The 26832-nt window shown below is 35.8% G+C and carries 25 protein-coding genes; 16 read left to right on the top strand and 9 right to left on the bottom strand.

Annotation, left to right across the window (positions count from 1 at the left end; genetic code table 11):
• Nucleotides 1-99 precede the first annotated feature (99 nt).
• The 4 genes from AAC601_RS04400 to AAC601_RS04385 form a co-directional block, all read right to left on the bottom strand.
• A complete protein-coding gene (locus tag AAC601_RS04400; protein ID WP_340152572.1) occupies nt 100-930 on the bottom strand; it encodes a lysophospholipase in 831 nt (276 codons plus the stop codon).
• Nucleotides 931-943: 13 nt separating this feature from the next.
• Entirely contained in the window at nt 944-1675 is a 732-nt protein-coding gene (locus AAC601_RS04395; protein ID WP_340152571.1) for an MIP/aquaporin family protein, read from the bottom strand.
• A gap of 6 nt (nt 1676-1681) precedes the next feature.
• Nucleotides 1682-3184, bottom strand: a complete 1503-nt coding sequence (glpK, locus tag AAC601_RS04390; protein WP_340152570.1) for a glycerol kinase GlpK — start codon at nt 3182-3184, stop codon at nt 1682-1684.
• A gap of 374 nt (nt 3185-3558) precedes the next feature.
• Nucleotides 3559-5124, bottom strand: a complete 1566-nt coding sequence (locus AAC601_RS04385; RefSeq protein WP_340152569.1) for a glycerol-3-phosphate dehydrogenase/oxidase — start codon at nt 5122-5124, stop codon at nt 3559-3561.
• A 133-nt stretch (nt 5125-5257) separates the two neighbouring features.
• On the opposite strand from AAC601_RS04385, the gene AAC601_RS04380 reads away from it, so the two are divergent.
• From AAC601_RS04380 to AAC601_RS04320, 13 genes are all read left to right on the top strand, one after another.
• The gene (locus AAC601_RS04380; RefSeq protein ID WP_340152568.1) at nt 5258-6019 is read left to right on the top strand and encodes a DeoR/GlpR family DNA-binding transcription regulator; all 762 of its coding nucleotides are present in this window, start codon (nt 5258-5260) and stop codon (nt 6017-6019) included.
• Between the two features lie 100 nt (nt 6020-6119).
• Nucleotides 6120-8861 carry a hypothetical protein gene (locus AAC601_RS04375; protein WP_340152567.1) on the top strand — a complete coding sequence of 914 codons (2742 nt, stop codon included), beginning with the start codon at nt 6120-6122 and terminating at the stop codon, nt 8859-8861.
• Nucleotides 8862-8863: 2 nt separating this feature from the next.
• Entirely contained in the window at nt 8864-10477 is a 1614-nt protein-coding gene (locus AAC601_RS04370) for a mechanosensitive ion channel family protein (protein WP_303268437.1), read from the top strand.
• Nucleotides 10478-10513: 36 nt separating this feature from the next.
• Nucleotides 10514-11671 (top strand): cystathionine gamma-synthase, encoded by a 1158-nt coding sequence (locus tag AAC601_RS04365; RefSeq protein ID WP_340152566.1) that lies wholly within the window; start codon nt 10514-10516, stop codon nt 11669-11671.
• A 6-nt stretch (nt 11672-11677) separates the two neighbouring features.
• Nucleotides 11678-13363: a 1-acyl-sn-glycerol-3-phosphate acyltransferase gene (locus AAC601_RS04360; protein WP_303268435.1), complete on the top strand. Its 1686-nt coding sequence runs from the start codon at nt 11678-11680 to the stop codon at nt 13361-13363.
• Complete coding sequence (locus AAC601_RS04355) at nt 13341-14396, top strand: NAD(P)H-dependent glycerol-3-phosphate dehydrogenase (RefSeq protein ID WP_303272104.1); 1056 nt, start codon at nt 13341-13343, stop codon at nt 14394-14396. Before AAC601_RS04360 ends, AAC601_RS04355 begins: the two co-directional genes overlap by 23 nt.
• A 180-nt stretch (nt 14397-14576) precedes the next feature.
• Nucleotides 14577-15350: an AAA family ATPase gene (locus tag AAC601_RS04350; protein ID WP_013455864.1), complete on the top strand. Its 774-nt coding sequence runs from the start codon at nt 14577-14579 to the stop codon at nt 15348-15350.
• A 3-nt stretch (nt 15351-15353) separates the two neighbouring features.
• The gene (locus tag AAC601_RS04345) at nt 15354-16268 is read left to right on the top strand and encodes a ParB/RepB/Spo0J family partition protein (protein WP_303268434.1); all 915 of its coding nucleotides are present in this window, start codon (nt 15354-15356) and stop codon (nt 16266-16268) included.
• 1 nt (nt 16269) lies between these two features.
• Nucleotides 16270-16872 carry a DUF5683 domain-containing protein gene (locus AAC601_RS04340; protein ID WP_340152565.1) on the top strand — a complete coding sequence of 201 codons (603 nt, stop codon included), beginning with the start codon at nt 16270-16272 and terminating at the stop codon, nt 16870-16872.
• A complete protein-coding gene (gene dapB, locus AAC601_RS04335; RefSeq protein ID WP_340152564.1) occupies nt 16872-17582 on the top strand; it encodes a 4-hydroxy-tetrahydrodipicolinate reductase in 711 nt (236 codons plus the stop codon). Before AAC601_RS04340 ends, dapB begins: the two co-directional genes overlap by 1 nt.
• A gap of 2 nt (nt 17583-17584) precedes the next feature.
• The gene (lepB, locus tag AAC601_RS04330) at nt 17585-18706 is read left to right on the top strand and encodes a signal peptidase I (protein ID WP_340152563.1); all 1122 of its coding nucleotides are present in this window, start codon (nt 17585-17587) and stop codon (nt 18704-18706) included.
• A 345-nt stretch (nt 18707-19051) separates the two neighbouring features.
• Nucleotides 19052-19954, top strand: coding sequence for an RluA family pseudouridine synthase (locus AAC601_RS04325; protein ID WP_303268428.1), 903 nt, complete (start codon nt 19052-19054; stop codon nt 19952-19954).
• Nucleotides 19955-19963: 9 nt separating this feature from the next.
• Nucleotides 19964-20896: a D-2-hydroxyacid dehydrogenase gene (locus AAC601_RS04320; RefSeq protein ID WP_340152562.1), complete on the top strand. Its 933-nt coding sequence runs from the start codon at nt 19964-19966 to the stop codon at nt 20894-20896.
• 89 nt (nt 20897-20985) lie between these two features.
• On the opposite strand, the gene AAC601_RS04315 is transcribed toward AAC601_RS04320, so the two are convergent.
• Nucleotides 20986-21369 (bottom strand): DUF3127 domain-containing protein, encoded by a 384-nt coding sequence (locus AAC601_RS04315; RefSeq protein ID WP_340152561.1) that lies wholly within the window; start codon nt 21367-21369, stop codon nt 20986-20988.
• Between the two features lie 144 nt (nt 21370-21513).
• On the opposite strand from AAC601_RS04315, the gene AAC601_RS04310 reads away from it, so the two are divergent.
• Both AAC601_RS04310 and purB read left to right on the top strand, forming a co-directional pair.
• A complete protein-coding gene (locus AAC601_RS04310; RefSeq protein WP_303268425.1) occupies nt 21514-21801 on the top strand; it encodes a DUF3817 domain-containing protein in 288 nt (95 codons plus the stop codon).
• 148 nt (nt 21802-21949) lie between these two features.
• Complete coding sequence (gene purB, locus AAC601_RS04305) at nt 21950-23293, top strand: adenylosuccinate lyase (protein WP_340152560.1); 1344 nt, start codon at nt 21950-21952, stop codon at nt 23291-23293.
• A gap of 41 nt (nt 23294-23334) precedes the next feature.
• Here purB and AAC601_RS04300 read toward each other — a convergent pair whose 3' ends face one another.
• The gene (locus AAC601_RS04300) at nt 23335-23865 is read right to left on the bottom strand and encodes an HAD family hydrolase (protein ID WP_340152559.1); all 531 of its coding nucleotides are present in this window, start codon (nt 23863-23865) and stop codon (nt 23335-23337) included.
• 69 nt (nt 23866-23934) lie between these two features.
• Here AAC601_RS04300 and AAC601_RS04295 point away from each other — a divergent pair, with 69 nt between their 5' ends.
• Entirely contained in the window at nt 23935-24705 is a 771-nt protein-coding gene (locus AAC601_RS04295; protein WP_340152558.1) for a polyprenol monophosphomannose synthase, read from the top strand.
• Here AAC601_RS04295 and AAC601_RS04290 read toward each other — a convergent pair.
• The 3 genes from AAC601_RS04290 to AAC601_RS04280 all read right to left on the bottom strand — a co-directional run bounded on the left by AAC601_RS04290 (nt 24692) and on the right by AAC601_RS04280 (nt 26748).
• The gene (locus AAC601_RS04290) at nt 24692-25330 is read right to left on the bottom strand and encodes a hypothetical protein (RefSeq protein ID WP_340152557.1); all 639 of its coding nucleotides are present in this window, start codon (nt 25328-25330) and stop codon (nt 24692-24694) included. The two genes, AAC601_RS04295 and AAC601_RS04290, sit on opposite strands and share 14 nt — an antisense overlap.
• 75 nt (nt 25331-25405) lie before the next feature.
• Entirely contained in the window at nt 25406-25834 is a 429-nt protein-coding gene (locus AAC601_RS04285) for a hypothetical protein (RefSeq protein WP_303268419.1), read from the bottom strand.
• Nucleotides 25835-25842: 8 nt separating this feature from the next.
• A complete protein-coding gene (locus tag AAC601_RS04280) occupies nt 25843-26748 on the bottom strand; it encodes a hypothetical protein (protein ID WP_303268418.1) in 906 nt (301 codons plus the stop codon).
• Nucleotides 26749-26832: the final 84 nt, after the last annotated feature.

Here is a 26832-nt window from a genome sequence, read left to right as displayed (position 1 = left end):
TTAATGCTTAATTTTGCTCTGTCTCTGTCCCAGAAGTATTCAACTTCCAAAGCATAAATTTACTTTTTTTTTAAAATTCACCAAAAAATTTAAAATCTATTAAGATTTATCTTCCATCCACCCCAAAACATCCCCCATCAATTCCTCAAAATCTACATCATGATGTATTTCATGTTTCGATTTTGGATAGCTTTTGAAAGTAAATATCCTACTATTTTTTGCAAATTCAGCTGTAGCCTCATGGGAGATTATCTTATCTTGCTGTCCGTGAGCTAAAAATACTTTGTGCTTAAATTTATGGGTATTATGAATCAGGTACTCCCCTCCTTTTGTGATGGAGGTAAATAATTTGGCCGAAATTTTACTGTGAATTAAGGGGTCATTTTCATATTTCTCGACTTCCTCTTTAATGCTGGAAATATCTTCTGCTTTTAGTCCTGAAGATTGTATTAAACTTGGAATAATATCGGCTACGCAATTTCCTAAATTCACTTTCCATTTTGGTGGGTCAAAAGCCAATTTAATCCACGGGGAAGTCGCTATACCCGCTGTGATTTCATTTGATTGATCTTTAGCTAGATAATTCAAGATTATATTCCCTCCCATGCTGTGTCCATATAGATATATTTCAGCCTTTAAATAATCTACCCTTACAAAACGGATAAAATACTCTATGTCAGTCAATAGTTGCTCCATGCTAGGGGCATGTCCTTTTTTGCCTTCTGAGTTCCCATGTCCTCTTAAAGTTAAGGCTATGACGCTTATTCCCTTTTCATTAAAATACTCCGCTACTTTATGAAATCTCCCTGCATGCTCTCCATGACCATGAACTATCAATATTATCTTCTCAGGATTATCAGATTGAATGTATTTTTGAACCTCCAATGATAAATTATCTGAAGTTTTGAAATGTGAAATTTTCTTATCCATTATGGAATATAAATTAATTCAATACTATGTAAATAAATGCTGCAACGGCAGCACCTGTTAAAGGACCAATAATGGGAATCCAACTATAGGACCAATCGCTCCCCCCTTTTCCTTTTATGGGTAAAATTTGATGCATGATCCTTGGACCTAAATCACGTGCCGGATTGATCGCATAGCCAGTTGTTCCCCCTAAAGCCAATCCTATTACCCATACTAAAATAGCAACCGGTAGAGCCCCTAAATCCCCCAAGCCAATTGGAGTGCTATTGGCGTCCATCAACTGCGGAGGAGTGGAAAACAATATCACTATGATAAGTACAAATGTTCCGATGAATTCTGAAATAAAATTAGTCCTGACATCTCGAATGGCAGGAGCAGTGGCAAAAGGCGCAAATAACAAACCCTGATCATCCGTGGATTCAAAATGCCTTTGATAAATCAACCAGGCACAAAAAGCCCCAAAAGCTGCGCCTAAAATCTGTGCTGGGATATAAATCCACAAAAGATTCCAAGCGAAATCACCTGTTATTGCTAGGGCCAAGCTAACCGCTGGATTAATATGAGCTCCACTATGAGGACCTGCGACTACCACCGCTATAAAAACTCCAAATGCCCAAGCTGTAGTAATCACCATCCAGCCCGAACCTGCGGCTTTAGTTTTGGGCAAAACCACATTGGCTACTACCCCAGAACCCATCAATATTAATAAAAAAGTGCCTAAAAATTCTGCTACAAAATAGTTCATCTGCTTTTATGATTCTAACCAATCCTGACTTCGGTCCACCGCCTTATGCCAAAAATGCAATAATTTTTTAACTTCTTCTTTATCCATTTCAGGATTATAGGATTGCTCGGCTTCCCAAAGGGATTGCAAGGCCTCCATATCTTTCCAATAGCCCACTGCTAGCCCTGCTAAAAATGCGGCACCCACTGCAGTAGTCTCAGTAATTTTAGGTCGAGTAATAGTACAATCGACCAAATCAGATTGAAACTGCATCAAGAAATTATTTTCGGAAGCACCACCATCCACTCGCATTTCTTGGGTTTTATGTCCAGCATCTTTTTCCATGGCTGCCAAAACATCATTTACTTGATAGGCAATGGCTTCCAATGCTGCTCTTGCCATATGAGCTTTCGTAGTTCCTCGGGTAATTCCAAAAAATGTACCTCTAGCATCTTGATTCCAATAAGGTGCTCCTAATCCTGTTAAAGCGGGTACAAAATAAACGCCTTCATTATTCTTTAAAGAAGTGGCCAAAGCTTCCGACTCACTTGCTTTGCGGAAAAGCTCTAGTCCATCTCTTAACCATTGGATAGCTGCTCCTCCTATAAAAACACTGCCTTCTAAAGCATATTGAACCTTATCTCCTATTTGCCAAGCCACGGTAGTCAATAATTTATTCTTCGATTTCACGGGTTCGTCTCCTGTATTCATCACTAAAAAGCAACCCGTTCCATAGGTGGTTTTAGCCATTCCTTTTTCCGAGCAAAGTTGTCCAAACAAAGCTGCTTGTTGGTCACCAGCTATTCCTGCGATAGGGATTTTATGTGAGAACAGATCCCCAGCAGTTGTACAATAAACTTCGCTACTAGCCTTCACCTCAGGCAACATAGATTCAGGAATTTCAAACAAATCCAGTAATTCTTTGTCCCACTTTTTTTCATGAATATTAAAAATCATGGTGCGACTAGCATTAGTAATATCAGTATAATGATGTTTTCCGCTTGTTAATTTATAGACCAACCAACTATCCACTGTACCGAAACATAAATCACCCTTTTCAGCTTTTTCTTTTGCTCCTTCAACATTATCTAAAATCCATTTTATTTTAGTAGCTGAAAAATAAGCGTCAATTATTAATCCTGTTTTATCATTGACTTTTTCTGATAAACCTGTTTTCTTTTTAAGCTCATTACAATAAGCAGCAGTTCTTCTATCTTGCCAGACTATGGCTTTGTGAATAGGTTTACCAGTATTCCGATCCCATACTATAGTAGTCTCTCTCTGATTGGTGATGCCTATTCCTGCAATTTGCGTGGGTGTAATGTTAGCTTTAGTGATTGCTTCAGTTGCTACCGAAGCCTGAGAAGTCCAAATTTCATTTGCGTCATGTTCTACCCAGCCAGACTGAGGAAAAAATTGCTCGAACTCCTTTTGAGCAACTGCAACAATTTCTGCTTTCTCATTAAACAGAATTGCTCTTGAACTGGTGGTTCCCTGATCCAGGGATAATATATACTGAGGTTTTTCCATAGTTTTATTTGAGTTTACGGTAATGAAATATCTACTTGAATATTCTTATCGAGCAGATATTTTTACTATTTTTTTTAAATCATTGAATCAATAATTTTCATTCCAATCTTTTGTCTTGATACAAAAGATACAAAAAATCAAGAAAGTTTAATGCTTCAACCCTCTCTGCCCTCGCTAGCCCGCTAAACTTTCCTCCCTCCCGCTTTTCCGAGTTCCTCGGAAGTGGTCGTATTGTTTCTTATGCTACTGAATAGTAATACATCTATTTTCTACTTTCAAATAAAGTTCTCGCAGAGAGACTCACTAATCACTGGTTTGAAAAACTTCCTATGCTTACTCGAATTGAATTCTAAATAATTATCAAATAAACCAATTTAAATTTCAATTAGATATCGCATTGCCAATTTATTAAAATCTTTCAATTGCTTTTCTATCCATGCTTCATCTTTTCCCAATTCTTCAGCCATCAGCTCCGCAACTTTGGGGGCCATATTTGTGCTTGCTTTTGCATCAAGAAAAAGGACTCTAATCCTCCTGGCTAATACGTCTTCTACCTTCATGGCCATTTCATTTCTACATGCAAAAATGACTTCAGCTTGAGTAAAAGGATATTTTGGATGCAAAAGCTGATTCCATTCTGAATTCGCATCCTGTAGAGACTTAATTGCCTCTCTATCTGAACCATACACACCCAAGTAATCACTAGATTTGTTCGTAGAAAACGCATGAATCTTAATCTCCGCTGAACCACTTTTTTGAAGTCTTTCACCCGTCAACTTTGTAAAATATTCTACAGTATCCTCCCCCATCTTTCGGAAAGTAGTCCATTTCCCACCAGTAAGCGTAATTAAACCGCTGTTGGATACCAATACTTTGTGGCTGCGAGAGATTTCCTTGGTTTTTTCACTTTCATCAGTAGGTGCAGCCAAAGGCCTTAAGCCGGCATAAACAGAAAGAACATCACTCCTCTGCGGTTTCTTAGTCAAGTACTCCTGTGCCGTCTTCAAGACGAAATCTATCTCCTTTTCTAAGGCGGCTGGTTCCAGTTTTGGCTTCTTCCTCATTGTGTCAGTTGTTCCCACCACTAATTTATCATGCCAGGGTACTGCAAATAAAACCCTTCCATCGCTGGTTTCTGGGATCATCAAAGCATCTTTTCCTGATAAGAAAGATTGGTCTAGCACTAGATGAATACCTTGACTTGGCCGAATCATTTTCTTGGCATCAGGATTATCCAATTGCAAAATCTTATCTGCAAAAACACCGGTTGCATTTACCACCATTTTTGCTTTTATGTCATAATTCTTTTTCGAAAATTGATCTTTAACAGAAAGTCCGGAGATTTTACCGCCCTCATCTTTTATCAACTGGTTTACTTTAAAATAATTTAAAACCGCTGCACCTTTTTCATCGCAAGTTTGAGCCACGTTTAAAGCCAAACGGGCATCGTCAAACTGCCCATCATGATAAATTACACCGCCTTTCAACCCCTCTTGCTTTATGGTTGGCAAGCGCTCAATAGTTTTTGTTTTAGAAATAAAAGTTGATTTACCTAGACTTAATTTCCCCGCCATCCAATCGTACATTTTGAGACCGATCGTATATTTTAACCTATCAAAGAAAGAGTAAATGGGTATTACAAACGATTGATTATGCGCCAAATGTGGAGCGTTTTTTAACAATAAACCTCGTTCTCTTAATGCTTCCAATACAAGAAAAACATCACCCTGTGCTAAATACCGAACCCCACCGTGCACTAATTTAGTACTTCTACTACTGGTGCCTTTAGCAAAATCAGATTTTTCAAACAATGCAACACTCAAACCTCTAGAAACAGCATCTAAAGCAACTCCCAGCCCAGAAGAACCACCTCCAATCACTGCTATATCCCAAACTTTTTCAGCTTCAGAAATTTGCTTTATGTTTTCTTTTCTATTCATATTGTTTCGTTTTACCCAAATATAGAATAAAAAGAAACATTACAAAAGTTAAAATCTAACTTTTTACTTAAAAAACTTTCTTTTTATTACCTTTTATTTCTTTTAATTACTAAAATATTTATTTTTGAACCCTATGACAATTGCAGAAAGACACAAATTCATATTAGACCAACTTCAAAAAGAAGGCTTTGTAAGTGTTAGTGAACTAAGCAAGGATTTAGAGGTCACCAAAGTAACGATCCGAAAAGATTTAAGACTCTTAGAAGACAAAGGACTGCTTTACCGCTCGCATGGAAGTGCAACTTTAGTTTCGCCTTATGTGAACGAAAAGCCTGTTGATGAAAAGCAGTTGGTAAATGTTGAAGAAAAACAAAGCATCGCAAAAATGGCGGTGGAAAGCTTGAGAATGAATGAAGCTATAATCATTGGTTCTGGTACTACAGTTGGAGCATTTGCCCACGCTATCCCAAAAAATGCACAACTAACAGTACTTACCTCTGCAATGAATGTAACCATGGCTTTACTAGACTGCAAGGATGTAGAAATTGTACAATTAGGGGGTGTTGTCCGAAAAGGTAGCTCGTCAGTAGTGGGGCATTATGCGGAAGAAATGATGCAGAGCTTCGCTTGCAGTAAATTGTACTTAAGCGTGGATGGCATTAGCTTAGAACATGGATTTACCACTTCGAACATGATGGAGGCTCATTTGAATGCTAAAATGATTAAATCCGTTCAAAAAACGATAGTTTTGGCTGATGCTAGTAAATTTGGAAAGAAAGGATTTGGTAAAATTTGCGATTTAGAAGATGTTGACCAAATAATCACTAACAAAAGTGCTTCCAAGCAGTTTATTAGCACTTTAGAGTCTAAAGGAATAGAAGTAGTGCTAGTCTAATTGCAACCCTTCTATTACCCTAAGATATTTCTTGCGAAAACACCTTCATAGTTATTAATAATCCTATATTTGCATAGCAGCAATAAAAATCAAAAAACCTTTGAGAAGAATTTTTATCATAATATTTCTATTCATCTTGATTTTAGCAAGTGGATATGGAATATATTACTATTGGGATAAACAAAAAAGTCTGGATGCATGGTCTCTAGTCCCTGAAAACACTTTTTTAGTGTATGAAAACAACAATTTAGTTAGTGCCTGGAATAGTATCCAAGAAAACCCAATATGGAAAGACTTACAAAACATTGAATACTTCAAATCTTTAAAGGAAAATTTTGAAGCTTTAGACAGCTTATCTGGGAAAAGCGGAATTCTGGATGAAGTGTTTAGAAACAACCACTTGTTGATAGGGATGTCAATCATTTCTAACAATGATTTTGACTTTGTGTTCTACCAAAGCTTGAAAAATACAGAGCAAATTGAAATAATTAAAAAAATAGAATCCAAATTTGAAGAATTCAAAAAATCTGAAAGAGTTTTTAACAAAAATACTATTTACGAACTAAAGAGCACAGGAGATGGTAAAACATTCAGCTATGTATTACTTCGTGGAAATTTTGTTGGTAGTTTCTCACCCGTTTTAGTAGAAGATGTTATCAGAAATCTTGAGAGGGATGAAGAAAATTTTCAAGAAAGTATAGTTGAAGTCTTTAAAATTGCAAATTTTCAAGATGATTTAGGTAATCTATATATCAATTTTGAAAGACTTGATAAAATCGTAAAAATATTTACAAAGTCTGATCAATCTATTCTCTTCAATGTTCTATCACAATTTTCGGAAGGTGCCTTTCTCGATTTGTTTGTTGACGGTGACGATCTGTATTTAAATGGATTTACATTTCCTCAAGATTCTATCAGCTACTTGAATACCTACCGCGGTCAAACAGGGGGTGACGTTACTTTGGAAAACTACTTTCCTTCAAAAACTGCGATTGTCATTCATGAAAGATTTAATGATGCTCAAACCTTTCAAGATAAAAAAGTTAAGTTCTGGGGTGGTATTGATCGGGATTATCCTCGAGAAAGAAATCTAATAGCAGAACAATATGAAACTGATTTTAGGGAATTTCACCAGTTTATGGCCGGAGAAAATGCTCAAGTCATTCTAAATAGCAATCAGGACTTAGAAGAGAGCAAAAAGCTTATTTTCATTAAAATGACTGATAAAAACGAGGGCTTAAATAAATTCAATAAATTATCAGAAGAAGCCGCCAAATTACAACAAGATACTTTGTATTATGAGTACTATGCTGAAAACGAAATTAGGGAATTGCTAATTAAGGAATTCCCGTATCAATTGTTGGGGAAAAATTTTAAAGGCTTTACCCACTCTTTTTTTACTACAATTGATGACAATATGATTATCAGTAATGATATTCAATCCTTAAAGGAACTTATACTAGATATTGAAACGGAAAACACATGGGGTAAGTCTATTAAGGAAAATCAGTTCATTGAATCCACATTACAAGAATCAAACCTAAATATTTTCATAAATATCCCACAAGCATGGTCATTACTTCTCGATAATCTTAACGAAAGATGGCGTAAAAACTTTATGGAAAATGAATATCCGGTAAAGAATTTTGATATGCTTGCTTTTCAATTCAGCAATGAAAATGAACGTTATTATAGTAATATTGAAGTGCTTCATTCTGATAATAGGGTTAATAATGAAATGAAGTATTTTGATAAGCTAATGCAAGTTGATATAGCCTCTCCTATCATTAGTAAGCCTCACGTAGTGAAAAATCATAATACAGGTTTATTTGAAACGCTCGTACAGGACTCCGCCTACAATCTACACCTCATTTCAAATAACGGAGATATCCTATGGTCTGAGCCATTGGAGGCACCGATTATCGGGGAAGTTTTCCAGATGGATTACTATCAAAACAATAAGTTGCAATATGCATTCGCTACAACTGAAAAAGTATACCTGCTGGATAGAAACGGGATTGCTTTAGAATATTTTCCTAAAGTGATTGGCGATAATACCAGTGAAAATCAGTATTTCAATGTTATTGACTACGACAAAAGCAGAACTTATCGATTACTAATTGCAAAAGAAAACGGAGATATATTCCTCACTAGCAAATATGGTGATACTTTGGGCGACTGGAAGCCATTGAAAATGAATGATAAAATTGCTGCTAGACCGGAACACATTAGGATTAGAAGCAAGGATTTCATGGTAGTTCTTCAGGAAAACGGTCTCGTGAAAGTAATGAGCAGAAATGGAGAGATGAAACCTAATTTCCCAATCAACATTAACGATAGACTATCAAATAACTTATACTTTGAAATTGGAAATAGCTTTGAAAGTAGTTATTTGGTTACCATTACAGACGGAGGTGCTTTGGTAAAAATTAGCTTTACAGGGAAAATTGATAAAAAAGAACAACTGTATATGCCAAACAAAGAGACCATTTTTAAAATTGTTAAAAATGCTTCTGAACGAAGTTATCTTCTGGCAAGACAAGATTTAAGCCGAGTGAGTGTTTTGAAACCATCAGGTGAAATGATGTTTGAAAAAGACTACCTCAGTAAGGATGAAATGGAAATCCAATATTATGAATTGGCTCCCAATAAGGAAATTATTGCTATTACGGACAAAAAACAAGCATTCACTTATCTTTACACCCGTGAAGGTCAGCTCATAAATCAGCAACCTATTGAGAGCGCAGATGAAATTGCCATGATCTATTACAATAAGGATAACGAAGTGCATGTCTATAAATGCCATAAAAACACTTTCAGTATTCTAAAATTCAATATATAGGGATGAAGTACTTTTTAATCATATTCATATTTTTATCACAACTTACAAGCGGGCAGGACAATAAGGAGAAAGCACTAGGGCCTAATAGCTTATCTTCGCCAAAAGCAACAATCAATACGTTTCTTAAAAATCTGCAGGAAGATGAATTTCACCCTGAAATTGCTTCAAAAACCTTAAATCCAGAATATTTAAAAGGAAAAGATGAAAAACTAATCGTTACTCAATTAAAACAAGTTTTGGATGGTGCAGGAGTATTGATTGACGTTGACGATATCCCAGACAATCCTAATTATGCCGATTCTACCGACAAGAGGAGATATTACATATCTGAAGTAGAGTTTCCCGAGATTTACTTGGAGAGAAGTAATGAGAAATGGTATTTCAGTAAAAAGACTATAGAGAAAACTCCAGAATTACATAAAAGAGTTTATCCTTTTGGTACGGACAAACTGATGAATATTTTACCCAAAATGGGAACTCAGAAAATAATGGGTTTACATGCTTGGCAGTACATCAGTATCCTTTTACTCATTATCATTTGTGTCGTTATACATAAATTACTGAGCTGGTTTTTCGATTGGTTAATATACCAACTCCTCAGTAATAAAGGATATGGGAATATTGCGCACGAGTATATTATGCCAGTCGCAAAACCCTTCAGCTTGCTTGTTATTGTCGGGATTCTCATAATTCTAGTCCCTGTCCTACAACTACCAATCACTTTTAATCATTACTTTATTTTATTATTGAGGGCACTTTTACCATTATTTGGTACAATGATGGCTTATAAATTAGTTGATATCTTGGGCGAATACTTAATGAAAAAAGCCGCTCAGACTGAAACTACGATGGACGACCAAATTGTCCCCATACTTAAAAGGATACTCAAGATTTTTGTGGTGATAATTGGATTCCTTTACATCTTAAGTAATCTAAGATTTGATATAACAGCATTGTTGGCCGGTATATCGATAGGTGGTTTAGCCTTTGCTTTGGCCGCTCAGGACACCATCAAAAACTTCTTTGGATCGCTAATGATTCTATTTGACAAACCTTTCCAAATCGGTGACTGGGTAACTGCTGGGGATATTGACGGAACAGTTGAAGAAGTTGGTTTCCGCTCAACTAGGGTCAGGACTTTTAGAAACTCCTTGATTACTGTACCCAATGGTAAACTAGCTGATATGGCTGTGGACAATCATGGTTTAAGGAATTATAGAAGATTTTTTACTACAATTACTATTACTTATGATACCCCTGCTCATTTAATAGAGGCATTTACAGATGGATTAAAGAAAATTGTTGAAGAACATCCCAAAACTTGGAAAGACATGTATCACATCCGTTTCAATAACATGTCGGCATATTCCTTGGATATCATGTTTTATATCTTCTTTGATGTGCCAACATGGGGAGAAGAATTGCAACATAAGGAAGAAGTCCTTTTGAGTATAATGAAATTAGCAAAGGAGCTAGGAATTAATTTTGCATTCCCAACACAAACTTTACACATGGAAAACTTCCCTGGGCAGCCCTCGTTATCTCCAGAATATCAAGAGAAGAATCAGATTTCTGAAAAATTGAAAAATTACTTTTCGACATCAACCAGAAAATAAGGTTTATTTTTAATTTCAAAATTAAAAAAGTAACTAATGAGCAAGTCTAGTAAGTACAGATTTGGTACTAAAGCAATTCATGCAGGAGTAGAACCAGATTCTGCTACAGGAGCCATCATGACGCCAATCTACCAAACATCTACCTATGTTCAATCCGCTCCAGGCCAACATAAAGGATATGAATACAGTCGGTCACAAAACCCCACAAGAGAAGCGTTAGAGAAAAGCATTGCTGCTTTAGAAAATGCTGAATTTGGATTTTGTTTTGCTTCGGGACTTGCGGCCATTGATGCAATAATCAAAACATTAAAGCCTGGCGATGAAGTTGTAAGTACTAATGACCTATACGGGGGTACCTATAGAATATTCACTAATATTTTTAAGGATTTTGGCATCCATTTCAATTTTATTGGCATGCAAGATGCAGCTACGATTGCACAACATATTACAGATAAAACAAAATTAATTTGGGTAGAAACGCCCACTAATCCAATGATGAATATCATTGATGTTAAGGCAGTTTCTGAAATAGCAAAAAAACATAAGGTCTTGTTAGCAGTAGACAATACATTTTCTACACCCTACTTACAAAATCCCTTGGAATTAGGTGCAGATTTAGTCATGCATTCAGTTACTAAATATATTGGTGGTCATTCGGATGTCATAATGGGGGCATTGGCTACAAATGATGAGCAATTAGCTCACAGACTAAAATTTATTCAAAATGCCAGCGGAGCCGTCCCTGGTCCACAAGATTGTTTCTTAGTATTGAGAGGAATTAAAACCTTGCACCTAAGAATGCAGCGACACTGCGAAAACGGAGCAGCAGTGGCCAATTTCTTAAAATCCCATCCAAAAGTAAATAAAGTATTTTGGCCCGGATTTCAAACGCATCCTAATCACGAAATTGCCAGCAGTCAAATGCATGACTTCGGAGGAATGATTTCATTCTCATTAAAAGAAAATACAAAAGAAGCAGCAACGGAAATTCTAAAAAGATTTAAATTGTTTACTTTAGCTGAGTCTTTAGGCGGAGTTGAGTCTTTAAGCGGACACCCTGCAACTATGACCCACGCCAGCATCCCTAAAGCTGAGCGTGATAAAATCGGTCTGTCAGATTCTTTGATCCGCCTTAGTGTAGGAATAGAAGATATAGAAGACTTAATTTATGATTTAAAGCAAGCATTGTCCTAAACTGATATGAAGCTAAAACGCTACAGAAGCAAAAGAAAATATGACCCTATTTTACCCGGGCCACGTGAGTGGCCTGTAGTGCAATTAAGTCGTAACAGGAAGGAATTTCTCAAAGAAGTAGCCGAAGAAGCTTACGGACGCATTAAAAATAATACTAGAACTAAGACTGCACTCATTGAAGAGCTGGAAACGACTCTTTACAAAGAAAAAGCTAGAATAAGACAAAACCCATGGAAAGTAGATCCAGATGATGAACATCAATTTTGGGGGAAAGTCAAAAATGAACTTCTAGAGATTTCTCAACAAAAAGCTAAAGACGAGGAGAAAGCCAATAAAATCCTTTACGATATCATTGAGCGATACGCAGATGAGATTGCAGGAAATTTCAACACTAGTCACTATCGTTTTGCCAGAGGAATTGCCACATTTGGATTTAATAGGCTTTTAAACGCTGCAAGAGTAAAAAAACTAGGTGGTTTTTGGAGCAATGAGCTTACCATGAACGATAAAATCCAGATTAATGGTGAAGCTGAAAAGTTACGCACACTGGCTAAAAAAGGAACTGTTGTAATTGTTCCTACACATTCCAGTAATCTTGACTCCATTTTAATTGGCTGGGTGATCTACACTTTAGGATTACCACCAGTAATTTACGGAGCCGGACTTAATTTATTTAACATCAGCATTATTTCATATTTCATGAACAGCTTAGGTGCCTACAAAGTAGACAGGCGAAAAAGAAATTTGATCTATCTTGAAACACTAAAATCCTATTCAGCATTAGCCCTTAAGAAAGGTTGCCAGAGCTTGTTCTTTCCTGGTGGAACGCGCTCAAGAGATGGCAGAGTAGAAAAAGAACTGAAGCTCGGTCTCCTAGGAACTGCAATAGAAGCTCAAAGATCAAATTACGAAGAATTTGGAGAGAATGCTGAAAAGATATTTATTGTACCAGCAAGTTTGAACTATCACTTTGTGTTGGAAGCACCCAGTTTGATTCGTCAATATCTGGAAAAGCAGGGTCAAGAACGTTACTATGTAGAAAATGACGAGTTTTCCTCTTCCTATAAAATCATCACATTCCTTTTCAAATTCTTTACAAAAGGATCTGACATTAGTGTTTCCATCGGAGAACCTATGGATATTTTGGGAAATAAAGTAGATGATGATGGAAGAAGTTTTGATACAACTGGCAGGGAAATCCATCCTAAAGATTACTTCACTTTCCAAGATAAAATAACAGTAAATAAGCAAAGAGAAGCAGAATACACTAGAATGCTTTCAAAAAAAATAGTTGAGCAGTACAGTAAAATTGCACGTGTTTTTTCAAGTCACTTGATTGCCTTTACTGCTTTTGAAATGATTAGAAAAAGAAATAAAAAACTAGACCTTTTTGCTTTGCTAAGACTTCCTGAAGAAGATTTGGTGATTACTTTTAGTGAATTTAGGACCGTTTGTCAGAGAATTAAAAATAAAATTGAGGAAAGAATTAGTGAGGGTAGAATGTCGCAAGCGGAGCATATGAATGATAAAATCGACAATATCATTGAACACGGCTTGTTGAATTTGGGTATGTATCATTCAAAGCGACCTTTAATTAAAACCAAAGAAGGTGACATTACAACTATGGATATGAATCTTCTATACTTTTACAGAAACAGATTAGATGGATATGGCCTCGAAAAACACATTTGAAAAACCAATTGGAGTAATCGGAGCAGGGAGTTTTGGACTTTCCGTTGCCAATCTATTAGCTGAAAACTCTCAGGTGTTGCTTTATGCCCGAAATAAAGAAGCCCGTGAAAGCATAAACAAAAACAGAGAATGGAATGAATATCCAATTCATAACAACATTACTGCCATAGATGATTTAGAGCAACTAGCATCCTCATGTGATGTCATTTTTCCGGTAGTTCCCTCGGCAAATTTTAGGGACATGATAAAGGACCTTTCTCCTTTTTTATATCCTTATCATATCCTTATACATGGCACTAAGGGATTAAATCTTAACTTACCCGAAGGAAAAAAATTGGAGGATATGGAAGTGTTAGAAAGACGCCATATCAAAACCATGAGCGAGGTCATCATGGATGAAAGCGTAGTGGTGAGGATTGGTTGTCTAGCAGGACCGAATTTAGCAAAAGAAATAGCTCAAGGACTTCCTGCCGCAACGGTGGTGGCAAGCCCCTTCAACGAGGTCATTCAAATAGGACAACAATTATTGCGTAGTGACAGATTTCAAGTGTATGGTAATCCTGATCTAATTGGAATTGAGCTTTGTGGAGTATTGAAGAATATAATAGCTATCGCTTCAGGTGCATTGTCAGGACTAGGCTTGGGAGAAAATGCACGTTCTCTCTTGATTAGTAGAGGCATGGTAGAAATGATTTATTTGGGTAAAGCACTAGGAGGAAATGTAAGGACATTTATAGGATTAGCGGGAATCGGAGATTTAATGGCTACCTCCCATTCCACCCTAAGTAGAAACTTTACCGTTGGGAGAAGATTGGCAGAAGGTGAGAAATTAGAAGCCATCCTAGCCGATATGCGAGAAGTTGCCGAAGGAGTAAACACTATAATGATAGCTAAAAAAATTGCTGAAAGTTTTAAGGTGAGGGCTCCAATCACTGAAATTTTGCATAGAGTATTATTTGAAGGCCTAACTATGGAAGAAGCGGTGCAATATTTAATGAAATATCCTCTGAATGTTGATGTAGATTTTATATAAATCTGCCTAAAGCAAATTAAAAATCCATTCTATTTCTCATATAAAATTTTATCTTTGTGGTTCGCTAAAAAATTTGGTAGCTGATATTTACAATTGCTCAATTTTACATTTTTTGAACAAACCAAAACAAAAAAAGATCAGCTTGCCGAATAACTTTTAAAGCTAAAATTTATAAAAAATATGGGTAAAGTAATCGCTATAGCTAATCAAAAAGGGGGAGTTGGTAAAACCACATCGGCAATTAATCTTGCAGCCAGTTTAGCTGCTTTAGAGTATAAGACACTTATTGTAGATGCCGACCCACAGGCCAATTCCACTTCTGGAATAGGTTATAACCCCAAAGAAATAGAGAGCAGCATTTACGAATGCATGGTGGATGAAGTTGATGCCCAGGATATTATAGTAGAAACTGATCTTGATTACTTACATATTTTACCATCTCACATCAACCTCGTTGGTGCGGAGGTGGAAATGGTAAATATCAAAAACAGGGAAGAGCGAATGCGAGATGCCTTGAAAAAGGTGCGTAAGAAATATGATTTCATAATCATAGACTGCTCTCCTTCCTTAGGTTTAATTACAATTAACGCACTTACTGCAGCTGACTCAGTCATCATTCCGGTTCAATGTGAATATTTTGCACTGGAAGGATTAGGTAAATTGCTTAATACAATTAAGATTATTCAAACTCGTTTGAATAAAGATTTGGAAATTGAGGGTATCTTATTGACTATGTATGATGTTCGTCTTAATCTTTCCAATCAAGTAGTAGATGAAGTAAAACAACATTTTAGTAAAATGGTATTTGAAACCTTGATTCCTCGAAATATCAAATTGAGTGAATCACCAAGTTTTGGATTACCTGCAATTGCTCACGATGCAGAAAGTAAAGGAGCAATTAGTTATTTAAATTTAGCAAAAGAAATTATTAACAATAACGGATTAGGAAAATAGCGGATGGCGAAGAAAACCAGAAAAGCATTAGGAAGAGGCTTAGGCGCTCTTTTAGAAGATTCAAATACAGATCAGAAATCCTCTAGTAAAGAAAACAAGGATTTCACTGATATTTCTACAGGAGCTTCTATTAATGAAATTCCTTTAGATGCAATTGAAGTGAACCCATTTCAGCCTCGTACTGATTTTGATAAACAAGCTCTAGAAGAATTGTCAGAATCAATAAAGGTACAAGGTATTATTCAGCCGATAACGGTTAGAAAGTTAAGCAAAGATAGCTATCAACTTATATCTGGGGAAAGAAGAACACAGGCCTCTAAATTGGCAGGACTAAAGTCTATCCCAGCCTATATAAGAACTGCTGACGATCAGCAAATGCTAGAAATGGCATTGATTGAGAATATTCAGCGTGAAAATCTTAATTCTATTGAAATCGCATTAAGCTATCAGAGATTATTGACAGAATGCGATCTAAAACAAGAGCAATTGGGTGATAGGGTTGGAAAAAATAGAACCACTGTCAATAATTATTTAAGGCTATTAAAGCTTCCACCAGATATTCAATTGGCTATTCGCGATAAAAGAATTAGCATGGGACATGCTCGTGCTATCATCAATATTGAAGATGTAGACAAACAATTAGATGTTTTCAAGAAAATATTGAAGGATGATTTATCCGTACGAAAAGTAGAAGCCTTAGTACGGGAGTTAACAAGTGGTGAAGGAAAGGAAAAGGATAAAACTTCAAAAGTGGAAATGCCATATGAAGCCAAGCAAGTGCAAACTAAGCTCTCTTCTCACTTTGGCACAAAAGTTGGTATGAAAATCGACAAAAATAATAAGGGGGAGATCAAGATTCCATTTCTATCAAAAGACGATTTAAATAGGATATTGGATATTCTTTCAGTTGAATTGTAATATGCGCACTTTAGTTTTCTTTACTTTTATAATACTGCTTCCAATAGTTTCGATGGGGCAAGAAATACAGCCTACAGATTCCACTTTCTTAAGATTAGGAGATGGGAGTGACGATATCGAAACATTTCAAACACAAGACACGGTACATTCCCCGAGACTTGCTGCATTATATTCAGCAGTTGTACCAGGAATGGGACAGTTTTACAACGAAAAGTACTGGAAAATACCTATTGTTTACGCCTTGGGAGTATTAGCCGCATCTCAAATCAAATCTAACCATCAGAATTACCTCCTATTTAGGAACGTTAGCTTTATAATAGAAGATCTCAACCCCGATAATGATGCTGAGGTTCAAGATTATACCAATCTTTTATCAGCCGAAAATATTCAAAGGAGATACGACCGATATAAGAGAGATCGAGATTATTGGATTATTTTGGCAGGGATATTTTATGTTTTGAATATTGTTGACGCCACCGTAGATGCTCATTTGCGAGAATTTAACATCAATGAAGACCTCAGCTTAAATATTAAACCAAGTTTTCAACGAAGTCAATACAATGATATGCAAGCGGGTTTATCTTTAAATTTTAGATTAAAATAATGAAGATTCTATTAATCGGACATGGTAAAATGGGGCAAGCCATTGAGGAGTTTGCCATCCAAAGAGGACACAGCTTAGTAGCTACAGTAGATGTGAACGACACCTTGATGCCAACACTTGCAGAACAAGCTGATGTCGCTATAGAGTTCACCCATCCTGATTCAGCCTTTGACAATATCAAATTTTGTTTGGAGAATAAATTACCTATTCTTTCCGGTACCACTGGCTGGTTAAATAAAATGCCGGAAATCGAAAAAATATGCAAAGAAAATAACGGGACATTCCTCTATGCTTCTAATTTCTCTATTGGCGTTAATTTATTCTTTAAACTCAATAAGTTTTTAGCCAAGTTGATGAACCCTCAAAATCAATACAAGCCCTCGATGCTTGAGGTTCATCATACACATAAGAAAGATGCCCCTAGTGGCACTGCTATTACTTTGGCAGAAGGAATTATTGGTGAACATGAACAGTATAGCAGTTGGAAAAATGATACTCCAATGAAAGCTGGTGAGATCCCGATTTCCTCAGAAAGAATTGGTGAGATTCCTGGTACCCATAAAATAACGTATAAATCAGAAGTAGATCAAATTAGCATTGAGCATGAAGCTTATAGCCGAGATGGCTTTGTACAGGGCGCAGTTTTTGTAGCAGAATGGTTGCCTTCACAAAAAGGGATAGTTAATATTGATGACTTCTTAAAACTATAAAAATGAAAATTCCATTTTTCAATAAAAAGAAAAAACCAGCCAAGCCAAAATCTAAACTTAGAGAGTGGATAGATGCGTTAGTATTTGCTGTAATTGCAGCCACGCTAATTAGATGGGCTACCTTAGAGGCATTTGTAATCCCTACTCCATCTATGGAAGGAACTTTATTGGTAGGTGACTACCTTTTTGTAAGCAAATTACATTATGGCCCCAGAACGCCTAAAACCCCTTTACAATTACCTCTGACCCATCGAAGATTTTATGGGACTGAGGATGTTCCGGCTTACCTCGATTGGATTCAATTGCCACAAGTAAGGCTCCCGGGATTTAGCGAAGTCAAAAGAAATGATGCGGTAGTTTTTAATTACCCTGAAGAATTACAGTACCCACTTGATTTAAGGGAATACTATATCAAAAGATGTGTAGGTATTGCAGGAGATAAAATTCAAGTAATAAATGCTGAGTTATACGTCAATGATACAAAAACGGATCTTCCCGAAGATGTGCAGTTCAGCTATTTCATTAAAACAAAACAAAGCATTCGAGATAGAGTATTTGAAGAATATAATATTTGGGATAAAATGTATGAACCAGGTTATGGCTACAGAGTTCATGCTGAACCAAAAGAAATAGAAAAGATGAAATCCCTTACTTTTGTGGATGACATTATCTTCTCCCCTACTTATAAAAATGGTCAAATTTTAAGCACCGATAGTAGTGATGTTGACGATGCTACTTTCCCAAAAACTCCAGAGACTAATTGGAATAAAGACTTTTACGGACCCATCACTGTTCCAAAGGAAGGTCAAAAGATTGAGATTAACCATGAAAACTTGCTAATGTACGGTGATGTTCTGCGTTATTATGAGCACTTGGAAGACGTTCAGATAAAAAATGACAAGCTTTATATTGATGGAAAAGAAGTAAAAGAGTATACTTTTTCTCAAGACTACTTTTTCATGATGGGAGACAATCGTCATAATTCATGGGACAGCCGCTTCTGGGGATTTGTCCCTAAAGACCATGTGGTGGGTAAAGCCTTATTCATCTGGATGAGTATGGATCCTAACGAATCATTCTTTAGCAAGATCAGGTGGGAACGGCTATTTACCGGAATTAATTAATCTTATTTTATCATACTAGGGATACCTTCAAAACCCTTCAGGTTTGTACTTGATAGTATTGGTGAAATTGTTGTCTTAAATTTCTACAAAGCTGACAGGTTTTATTTCTGCGAATAGAAATGAACACCACTTTGGCGGTGTTTGTACTTGCAAAAATCCACCAGAAAATATTAGCCAATTTAGAAGTTGTTTAGGTAAAAACACCTAAACATTGGAAGGGAGCACTTAGACCGGAAAGCTTTCATTTAAAATTTTAAACCCCTCTTGAAATAATTTAAAAGGGTTTTTTGTTGATAATCAAGATACTAACTTGTAAACTTCAATTCTTATGCGGAATTTTACGCAATGAATAAAAAATCAGTACCTGCCAACCAGGAGCTAAACAGCTATATAATTCAAGAAGAAACAGAATTATTGAAGCATTTGATTGCCACCTATCCTCATAGAAAAAAGCCCTTATTGAAATCCGTAATGGGAGGAGGTCAAATCAGAATTAATGGTGACGTGATCACACAGTTTAATCATCCGCTTAAAAAAGGGGATGAAATACAAATCAATTGGGCAAAGCCTTCCAAAAAAGTAAAGCTGCAAAAACTGAACATCATTTATGAAGATCAGGATTTGATTGTAATTGAAAAAGAGGCAGGACTCCTTTCAGTTGCCTCTTTAAAAGAAAAAAACAAAAATGCTGTACAGATCCTGAAAGAGCATATGGAGGCAATTGACCCCAGAAATAAAGTCTACATTATTCATCGGCTTGAGAGAGAAGCTTCTGGAATTCTTCTGTTTGCCAAAAGTCAAAAGGTTCAGGAACAACTTCAAAACCACTGGGAGGATTATGTCATTGATAGGAAATATGTTGCAATAGTGGAAGGTAAAATCAAAGACTCTGAAAAAACCTTAAAACACTATTTAAGAAGTAATAAACACAATCAAGTATACATCGTAAATACTCCAGATAGCGCTACGGAAGCCATCACGCATTTTAAATTACTAAAGCAAAGCAACGCTTATTCTATGCTGGAATTTAAGCTTGAAACAGGCTTTAAAAACCAGATTAGAGTACAGATGGCTCACTATGGGTTCCCAGTAACGGGAGACAAAAAATATACAGCCAAGAAAAATCCTTTGGGAAGAGTGGCGTTACATGCAAACTTAATTGAACTGAAGCATCCAATAAGTGGTGAACATTTGAAGTTTGAGTTAGTTCCTCCTTCTAACTTCAGAAATTTAGTTGCAAAAGGTTAAATTTACAATATGCCAACAAAAAATATTCTAACCTACGGTCATTTATCAGAAGGTTTTCAAGCCTTTATAGCAAATGAATTCCCTGATTTAAATTGCTTATTAGCAAGCAGCAAAAGTGAAGTTGAAGAACTACTTCCAAATTCACATTACGTTGCTGGCTTCAACTTTTTGAGTAAGCTAGATATAAGTCATTTAGAATGGATACATTCTTTTGGAGCCGGAGTAGATGCCTTTATGAAATTGGATCTTCCAGAAAATTGCACTGTAACCAAAACGAAAGGTAAAATGGGGCAAAGGATGGCTGAATACTGCCTAACCTACATTCTTAAAGATCTGAACAAAACCGACTTATACAAAATTAATCAAGCCACTAAGGCTTGGGAGCAGGTTGTGCCCAAATCCTTATCAAAGCAAAGTGTGGTTATATTTGGCACTGGGAATATCAGTACAGATATAGCACAGGTTCTCCAGCCTATGGTTAAAAACATCGTGGGAGTGAATACGAATGGCAAAAACAAAGAGTTTTTCGATGTCTGTATTTCATTTGATAAAATGGAAGTTGAAAATCTTGAAGCTGGTTCGATCATAATTAACACGCTACCAGCAACAGAAAAAACGACAAATTTATTTAATAAAACCTTCTTCTCTGGACTTGAAGATGCACTTTTTATCAATATTGGCAGAGGAAACTCAGTGAATGAGGAAGATTTGATCGAAGCCTTAAATCAAAAAAATCTAAGACAGGCAATTTTAGATGTATTTAAACAAGAACCTTTACCCAGTGACTCTCCACTATGGGCACATCCAAAATCTATTGTTACCCCACATATTTCGGGAATTACATTGTTAGAAGATATAAAGCAAAGTTTTAGAATTGCCTACAATGCTATAAAGTCAGGAGAGCAAAGTAAATTATTGGTAGATACTGGGAAGGGTTATTGATATATTTTTGCCTACAAATTCTTGTTTAAATTATTTATACCCTTTCCAAAATGAAACATTTAGGAAAGGGTACTTGAATTAGAATAGCTTTAAAATGGCAATTCATCATCTTCACTTGGAGGTGGCGCATCTTGTTGTGAAGTCATCCCTCCAGTGGCAGGTGGGAAATTATCACTTTGAGCATTTGGAACACCTCCTACATTTCCATCTGAAGCCCTATCAACAGCCCAAACTTTCACATTAGTATACCATTTCCCGTTATACTCTCTACTGTCAATATTTATTTTAGCAGTTAGCTCTTCCCCTTCCTTGATATTAAAACCATCAATTTTATCTCCCCAAACCTCGGCACAAATTTTCTTTGGATATTGCTCCTGCGTTTCAAAAATATAAGATTGCTTTCTCCATTCTCCATTTTTACCCTGACCTTTTTCCTCGGGTAAAATATTTATAACCTTTCCTTTAAATTCCATATAAGTAATTTTTATAAATCGTGGCACAAAAATGTCAAATTTTAACTCCCTCACCTAATCAATTTTGCATTTTATATATGAAAAGTATTGGTTTACATATTAGGCAACCCTTTCTTTGTATTTCATTTAAAAGTATTTATTAAAATGATTAAAAACTTAAGAGTTATAGCTATTTTAGAAGGTATCTCCTACATATTGCTTGGCGTAACAATGCCGCTAAAATATATGCTGAATATGCCACAACCCAACTATTTTGTAGGAATGGCACATGGTGTACTTTTCATTGCTTATTGCGTTCTGGTAGTATATGCAGCTTATAAAAGAAATTGGACAATGAAGTTAACACTGCTTTCACTAGCCGCTTCTTTAATTCCTTTTGGCACTTTTTACGCAGAGTGGAAATGGTTCAGAAAAATGAGTATTCAACAATAACTCACCGTTTGGAAGATATCAGCTGAAATCCATTAATCTGAGATCAATTATCAATACTGTAAATCGTAACAGTTAAGTATTCTATTTCATATTAACTGCTTCAATAATCATAAAATACCTATCTTTGCACCTTTAAATTTTTATGCTCATGGATTTAACTACTTTAAGTGCCATTTCTCCAGTTGATGGTCGGTATAGAACAAAAACGCAAAGTCTTGCTCCCTACTTTTCTGAGTGGGCATTAATTAAATACAGAGTCCATGTAGAAGTAGAATATTTCATTGCCCTTTGCGAGCTTCCATTACCACAACTTAAAGCCTTTGATCATACCTTGTTCCCAAAAATGCGTGCTTTGGCATCTGATTTTAATGAAAAAGATGCGTTAGTGATTAAGGAAATAGAGAAAACCACTAATCATGATGTGAAGGCGGTAGAATATTTTCTAAAGCAAAAATTTGATGAGCTGGGGATCGGTGCCCAAAAAGAGTTTATCCATTTTGGACTAACCTCTCAAGACATTAACAATACGGCCACTCCACTTTTATTAAAGCACGCCACGGAAAAAGTGTATTTACCCTTTTTAACAGAAATAAAAGGTATTTTAGGGAAGTATGCCAATGAATGGAAAGATGTTCCAATGCTTGCAAAAACCCATGGACAGCCAGCTTCTCCAACTAGGTTAGGAAAGGAAATTGCTGTATTTGAAATTCGCTTGCAGGAGCAATTGAAGTTGGAGAAAAACATTCCTTTTGCTGCAAAATTTGGTGGAGCCACAGGAAATTTTAATGCTCATCATGTTGCCTATCCCGATATTGATTGGAGAAAATTTGGGAATAACTTCTGTGAGAAATATCTTGAGCTTAAGCGTTCAGAACCTACTACTCAAATTGAGCATTATGACCATTTAGCCGCTCACTTTGATACATTCAAACGATTAAATACCATCTTAATAGATTTAAGTAAAGATGTTTGGCAATACATTAGCATGAATTATTTTAAGCAAAAAATTGCCAAAAATGAGGTGGGTTCTTCTGCCATGCCACACAAAGTCAACCCTATTGATTTTGAAAATGCCGAAGGAAATCTAGGTATAGCCAATGCAGTTTTTGAACACCTATCAGCCAAACTTCCTATTTCAAGATTACAAAGGGATTTAACAGACTCTACAGTTTTAAGAAATATCGGAGTGCCGCTTGCCCATTCAATCATCGCTTTTGAATCATTGAAAAAAGGGCTAGGTAAGTTAGAACTAAATCCATCAGCCATTGAACAGGACTTAACAGAAAATTGGGCTGTTGTTGCGGAGGCCATACAAACCATTCTGAGAAGAGAGGCTTATCCTGCTCCTTATGAAGCACTAAAAGCTTTAACTCGTAAAAATGAGAAAATTACACAAAGTACCATTTCAGAATTTATTGAGCAGCTGGATGTGACTGATGCGATTAAAAATGAATTAAAAGATATTACACCATTTAATTATACAGGCATCTAGTATTGCTTAATCGGTCTTGTTTTACCTGGGCGATTTTTAGATTAACTAACATTGCTCCTGCTTAGAATATATTTTTTCACTGCATCCAACAAGTTTTGAGCTTTTGGTGCAGTGAAGTTCGCTTTCTCCTTCCCGCCTACTAATATACCCTTCACTCCTGCCTTTTCAGAAGCTTCTAGGTCTCTTAGAGAATCTCCTATCATATAAGATAGGCTTGGATCAATACTCCATTTGGCTACAGCTTTCTCTATCATCAGACTGTCAGGCTTTCTTAACAAAGATTCAGTTGTAATAGGGTGATGAGGAGAGAAAAAAATATCATCTATTAAGCCTCCTGTTTCCGCCTGTAAATAGTTGTGGCAAATCATCACATCTTCCTTTTCATAGCGCCCTTTGGCAATACCTGCTTGATTAGTAATTACAATTAACAAATAACCCAAATGCTTCAGCAGATTTAATGCTTCCTTAACACCATCAATAATCTCGAACTCGTCAATCTGAAAAGTGTAATCTCCTCTTTCTTTATTTAAAACACCATCTCTATCTAAAAACACACATTTATTTCTACTCATTGAATTCTTTTGTTTAATTGGTCCGCAATATCTGAAAAGATTTTATAGTTTTGAAGTTGATTAAGATTTATGAAGAATAATTTAGTCATCATACCAACTTATAATGAACGCGAAAATATAGAAGACATAATTCGTGCTATATTTCTATTATCAACAAGATTTGACATTTTGATAATTGATGACAATTCTCCTGATGGCACTTACGACATTGTTAAAAAATTACAGAGTGAATATTCAGATCAGCTCCACATCATTGAAAGATTAGGGAAACTAGGATTGGGCACAGCGTATATTGAAGGTTTCAAGTATGCTCTAAAACACAAATATGAGTATATCTTTGAAATGGATGCAGATTTTTCTCATAATCCGTTGGATTTACTTGAATTACTAAAATCTTGCAGTAGAGAAGATGTTCAGCTTTCCATCGGCTCAAGATACAAAACGGGTGTAAATGTTGTAAACTGGCCTATGGGTAGGGTGTTGATGTCCTATTTGGCCAGTAAATATGTTCGCTTCATCACGGGCTTACCAGTGTATGATGCCACTGCTGGTTTTATTTGCTACCATAGATCAGTTTTAGAAACTATTGAGCTCGATAAAATAAAATTTATTGGTTACGCATTCCAAATTGAAATGAAATTTACAGCATGGAAACATGGTTTTGGAATTGAAGAAGTGCCCATCATCTTTACAGATCGAAGTAAAGGCGTTTCAAAAATGTCAAAAAAGATATTTAAGGAGGCAATTTTTGGAGTAATTCAGATGAAGGTCAAGAGTTGGTTCAAAAAATACAAGCAAGCCAATACATTTGGCAAGGCCCAAAATGCTACTGCTCAATAATTTTTTTTAATGAATCCACATGAATATCATGTTTACCCTGAAATTCAATCTGCTTCACTTGCACATCTAATTTTTCGATTAATGCCTGTTGTTCAGCTTTCCTTTCTTCATTAATAAACTCATCTTGATCTCCTCTTAGCATAAAAACCTGCTTGTCTTTTAGTTGATTTCCAAGTCCCGAAAAATCAATATCAGGCGGGAAAGCACCTGAATGTAAAATTAATCGACTGAAAGCAAAATTGAGCTTTTCCGCCCATCTACAAACAGTAGCAGAGCCTTGTGAAAAACCAAACAAAGTAATTTTCACATCCTTATCACAGCTCAGAACTTCCTCTGCAACTGAATTAAGATAATTTATATAGTTCTCTATATCGAGCAATCTTTCCTCTTTAGTCATCCAAGTACTTCCAACTCTTCCTGAAAACCCGTCCAAGTAAAAACGTGATAGTCCACCAGGGGCAACAATAATCCTCTCTTTAGTTGAGATTTCCTTAAATTTCCTGATGAAGTACTGTGGGAGCTGTCCATAACCATGTAAAACAAACCAAATCTCATTTGTAGAAGAACTAATAGGTTCACTTTGGTAAAAGACTGCTTTGTGCTGAAAATGAACGGTATTTCGCATGAAGAAAAATTCAGAGAATAAAAAAAGCAGGCTAGGCCTGCTTCTAAATATATTAAAACTATCAAAAATAAATTACTATCTCTTAAATCCTAAAACACTTCCTCCGCAGTAATTTGAACTGCCTTCAAATGTAAAGGTTATATAATAAATCCCTGTGACTTGACACGGAAATGCAATACTAGACAAAGTTGATCCCTCATACATCGTTGAAGCTACTTTTTTCCTATTTGAATCATACAAGGTTAATACTATACCATCAGTCGCAGCACCATCGTTGCAAATCATTACCTGGTATGTTGCCCCTTTTGTAAATACATAAGAATATTCTACTTTGTCCTTAGCACCGCCTTGTCCATCTATGTTGTAGCTTTTCAAAAAAGTAAAGCCTGATTGTAATTTAGGAATACAAGCTTCTATATGCTTCTCAGTATTACACTGAGCGTACGTTTGCTGTACAGAGGCTGATATAAATATTATTCCTAATGCAAAGATTAGCTTTTTCATATAATTTCTTAGTTAATAATGTTCTCTCTAATTTCGTAAACCTGATTTCTTATTGCTTCAATATTCTCATCTTTCATGATGATTTCACTTGTACTGTTGTCTTTAACAACAAGCATGCCATCTACAACTTCATATGTCGGTTCACGATAAACAGTCTTTATTTCAATCTTATTAAATTCTTCTTGAAGCTTCTCAAATCTATCGGACAACTGTCTAATATTAGGATCGTTCTCTTTATAAAAAGACATCAATAAGACAACATTATCCATGATAACCTTTTGCTCAGCGATAGTCTCTTTAAGTTGCTCATTATCGGGATTTTTTTCTGAAACCCTAGCCACAATATATAAAGCTTCCAACCAACCACCTGATAATAACAGTATGCTTAAGTTAGAACGCTTTTGTTCTTGCAAATAATTATTAATGTTGTTGAAATTTTTGGTAGTTATTAACAAAAGTGAATCCAGATTTTTACTGTTGGTAGCTAATCTTTTTATAGTACCTATGTCAAAAAACTGCCCAATACTTAAATCATCCGCCAAAGATTTAATGGAATTCAAATAGAATAAAGCATCTTGGTTTTGCTCATAGATATTAGTATATCCTAAATCAGTACCATAAACACCTAAAGCCAATGCCTTTTTATAATTACTATTATAATCAGATATTTTTTCAGGGTCATTAAGATATTCTTTGTCGTATTTAGTTTCCGACTCCTTCAATAAAGTAGATATTTCTAAAGGAGAAGGAATCTGCTGAATAATATCAGAAATAACATCTTCGGAAATAGAGGGTTCCTCTATTTTAACAGAATCCAGAACACCGGATATTTCTTCTGCTGAAGGTTTTTTCTTCGAGTCACAGGAGGCTAGAACAGTAACAATTACAAGTAGCCCCAAGAGTATGTTTTTCATAAAAATGTTTTTTATCATAACAAAAATAGAAATTCCTTAAGTTAATACAAATTCTCTTTTTTCATAAATCCACTTTTTTCAATA

The organism is uncultured Marivirga sp., assembly GCF_963974845.1.
Lineage (GTDB): Bacteria > Bacteroidota > Bacteroidia > Cytophagales > Cyclobacteriaceae > Marivirga > Marivirga harenae.
The sequence above is the reverse complement of the archived record's forward strand: the minus strand, read 5'-3'. Positions and strand labels throughout refer to the sequence as shown.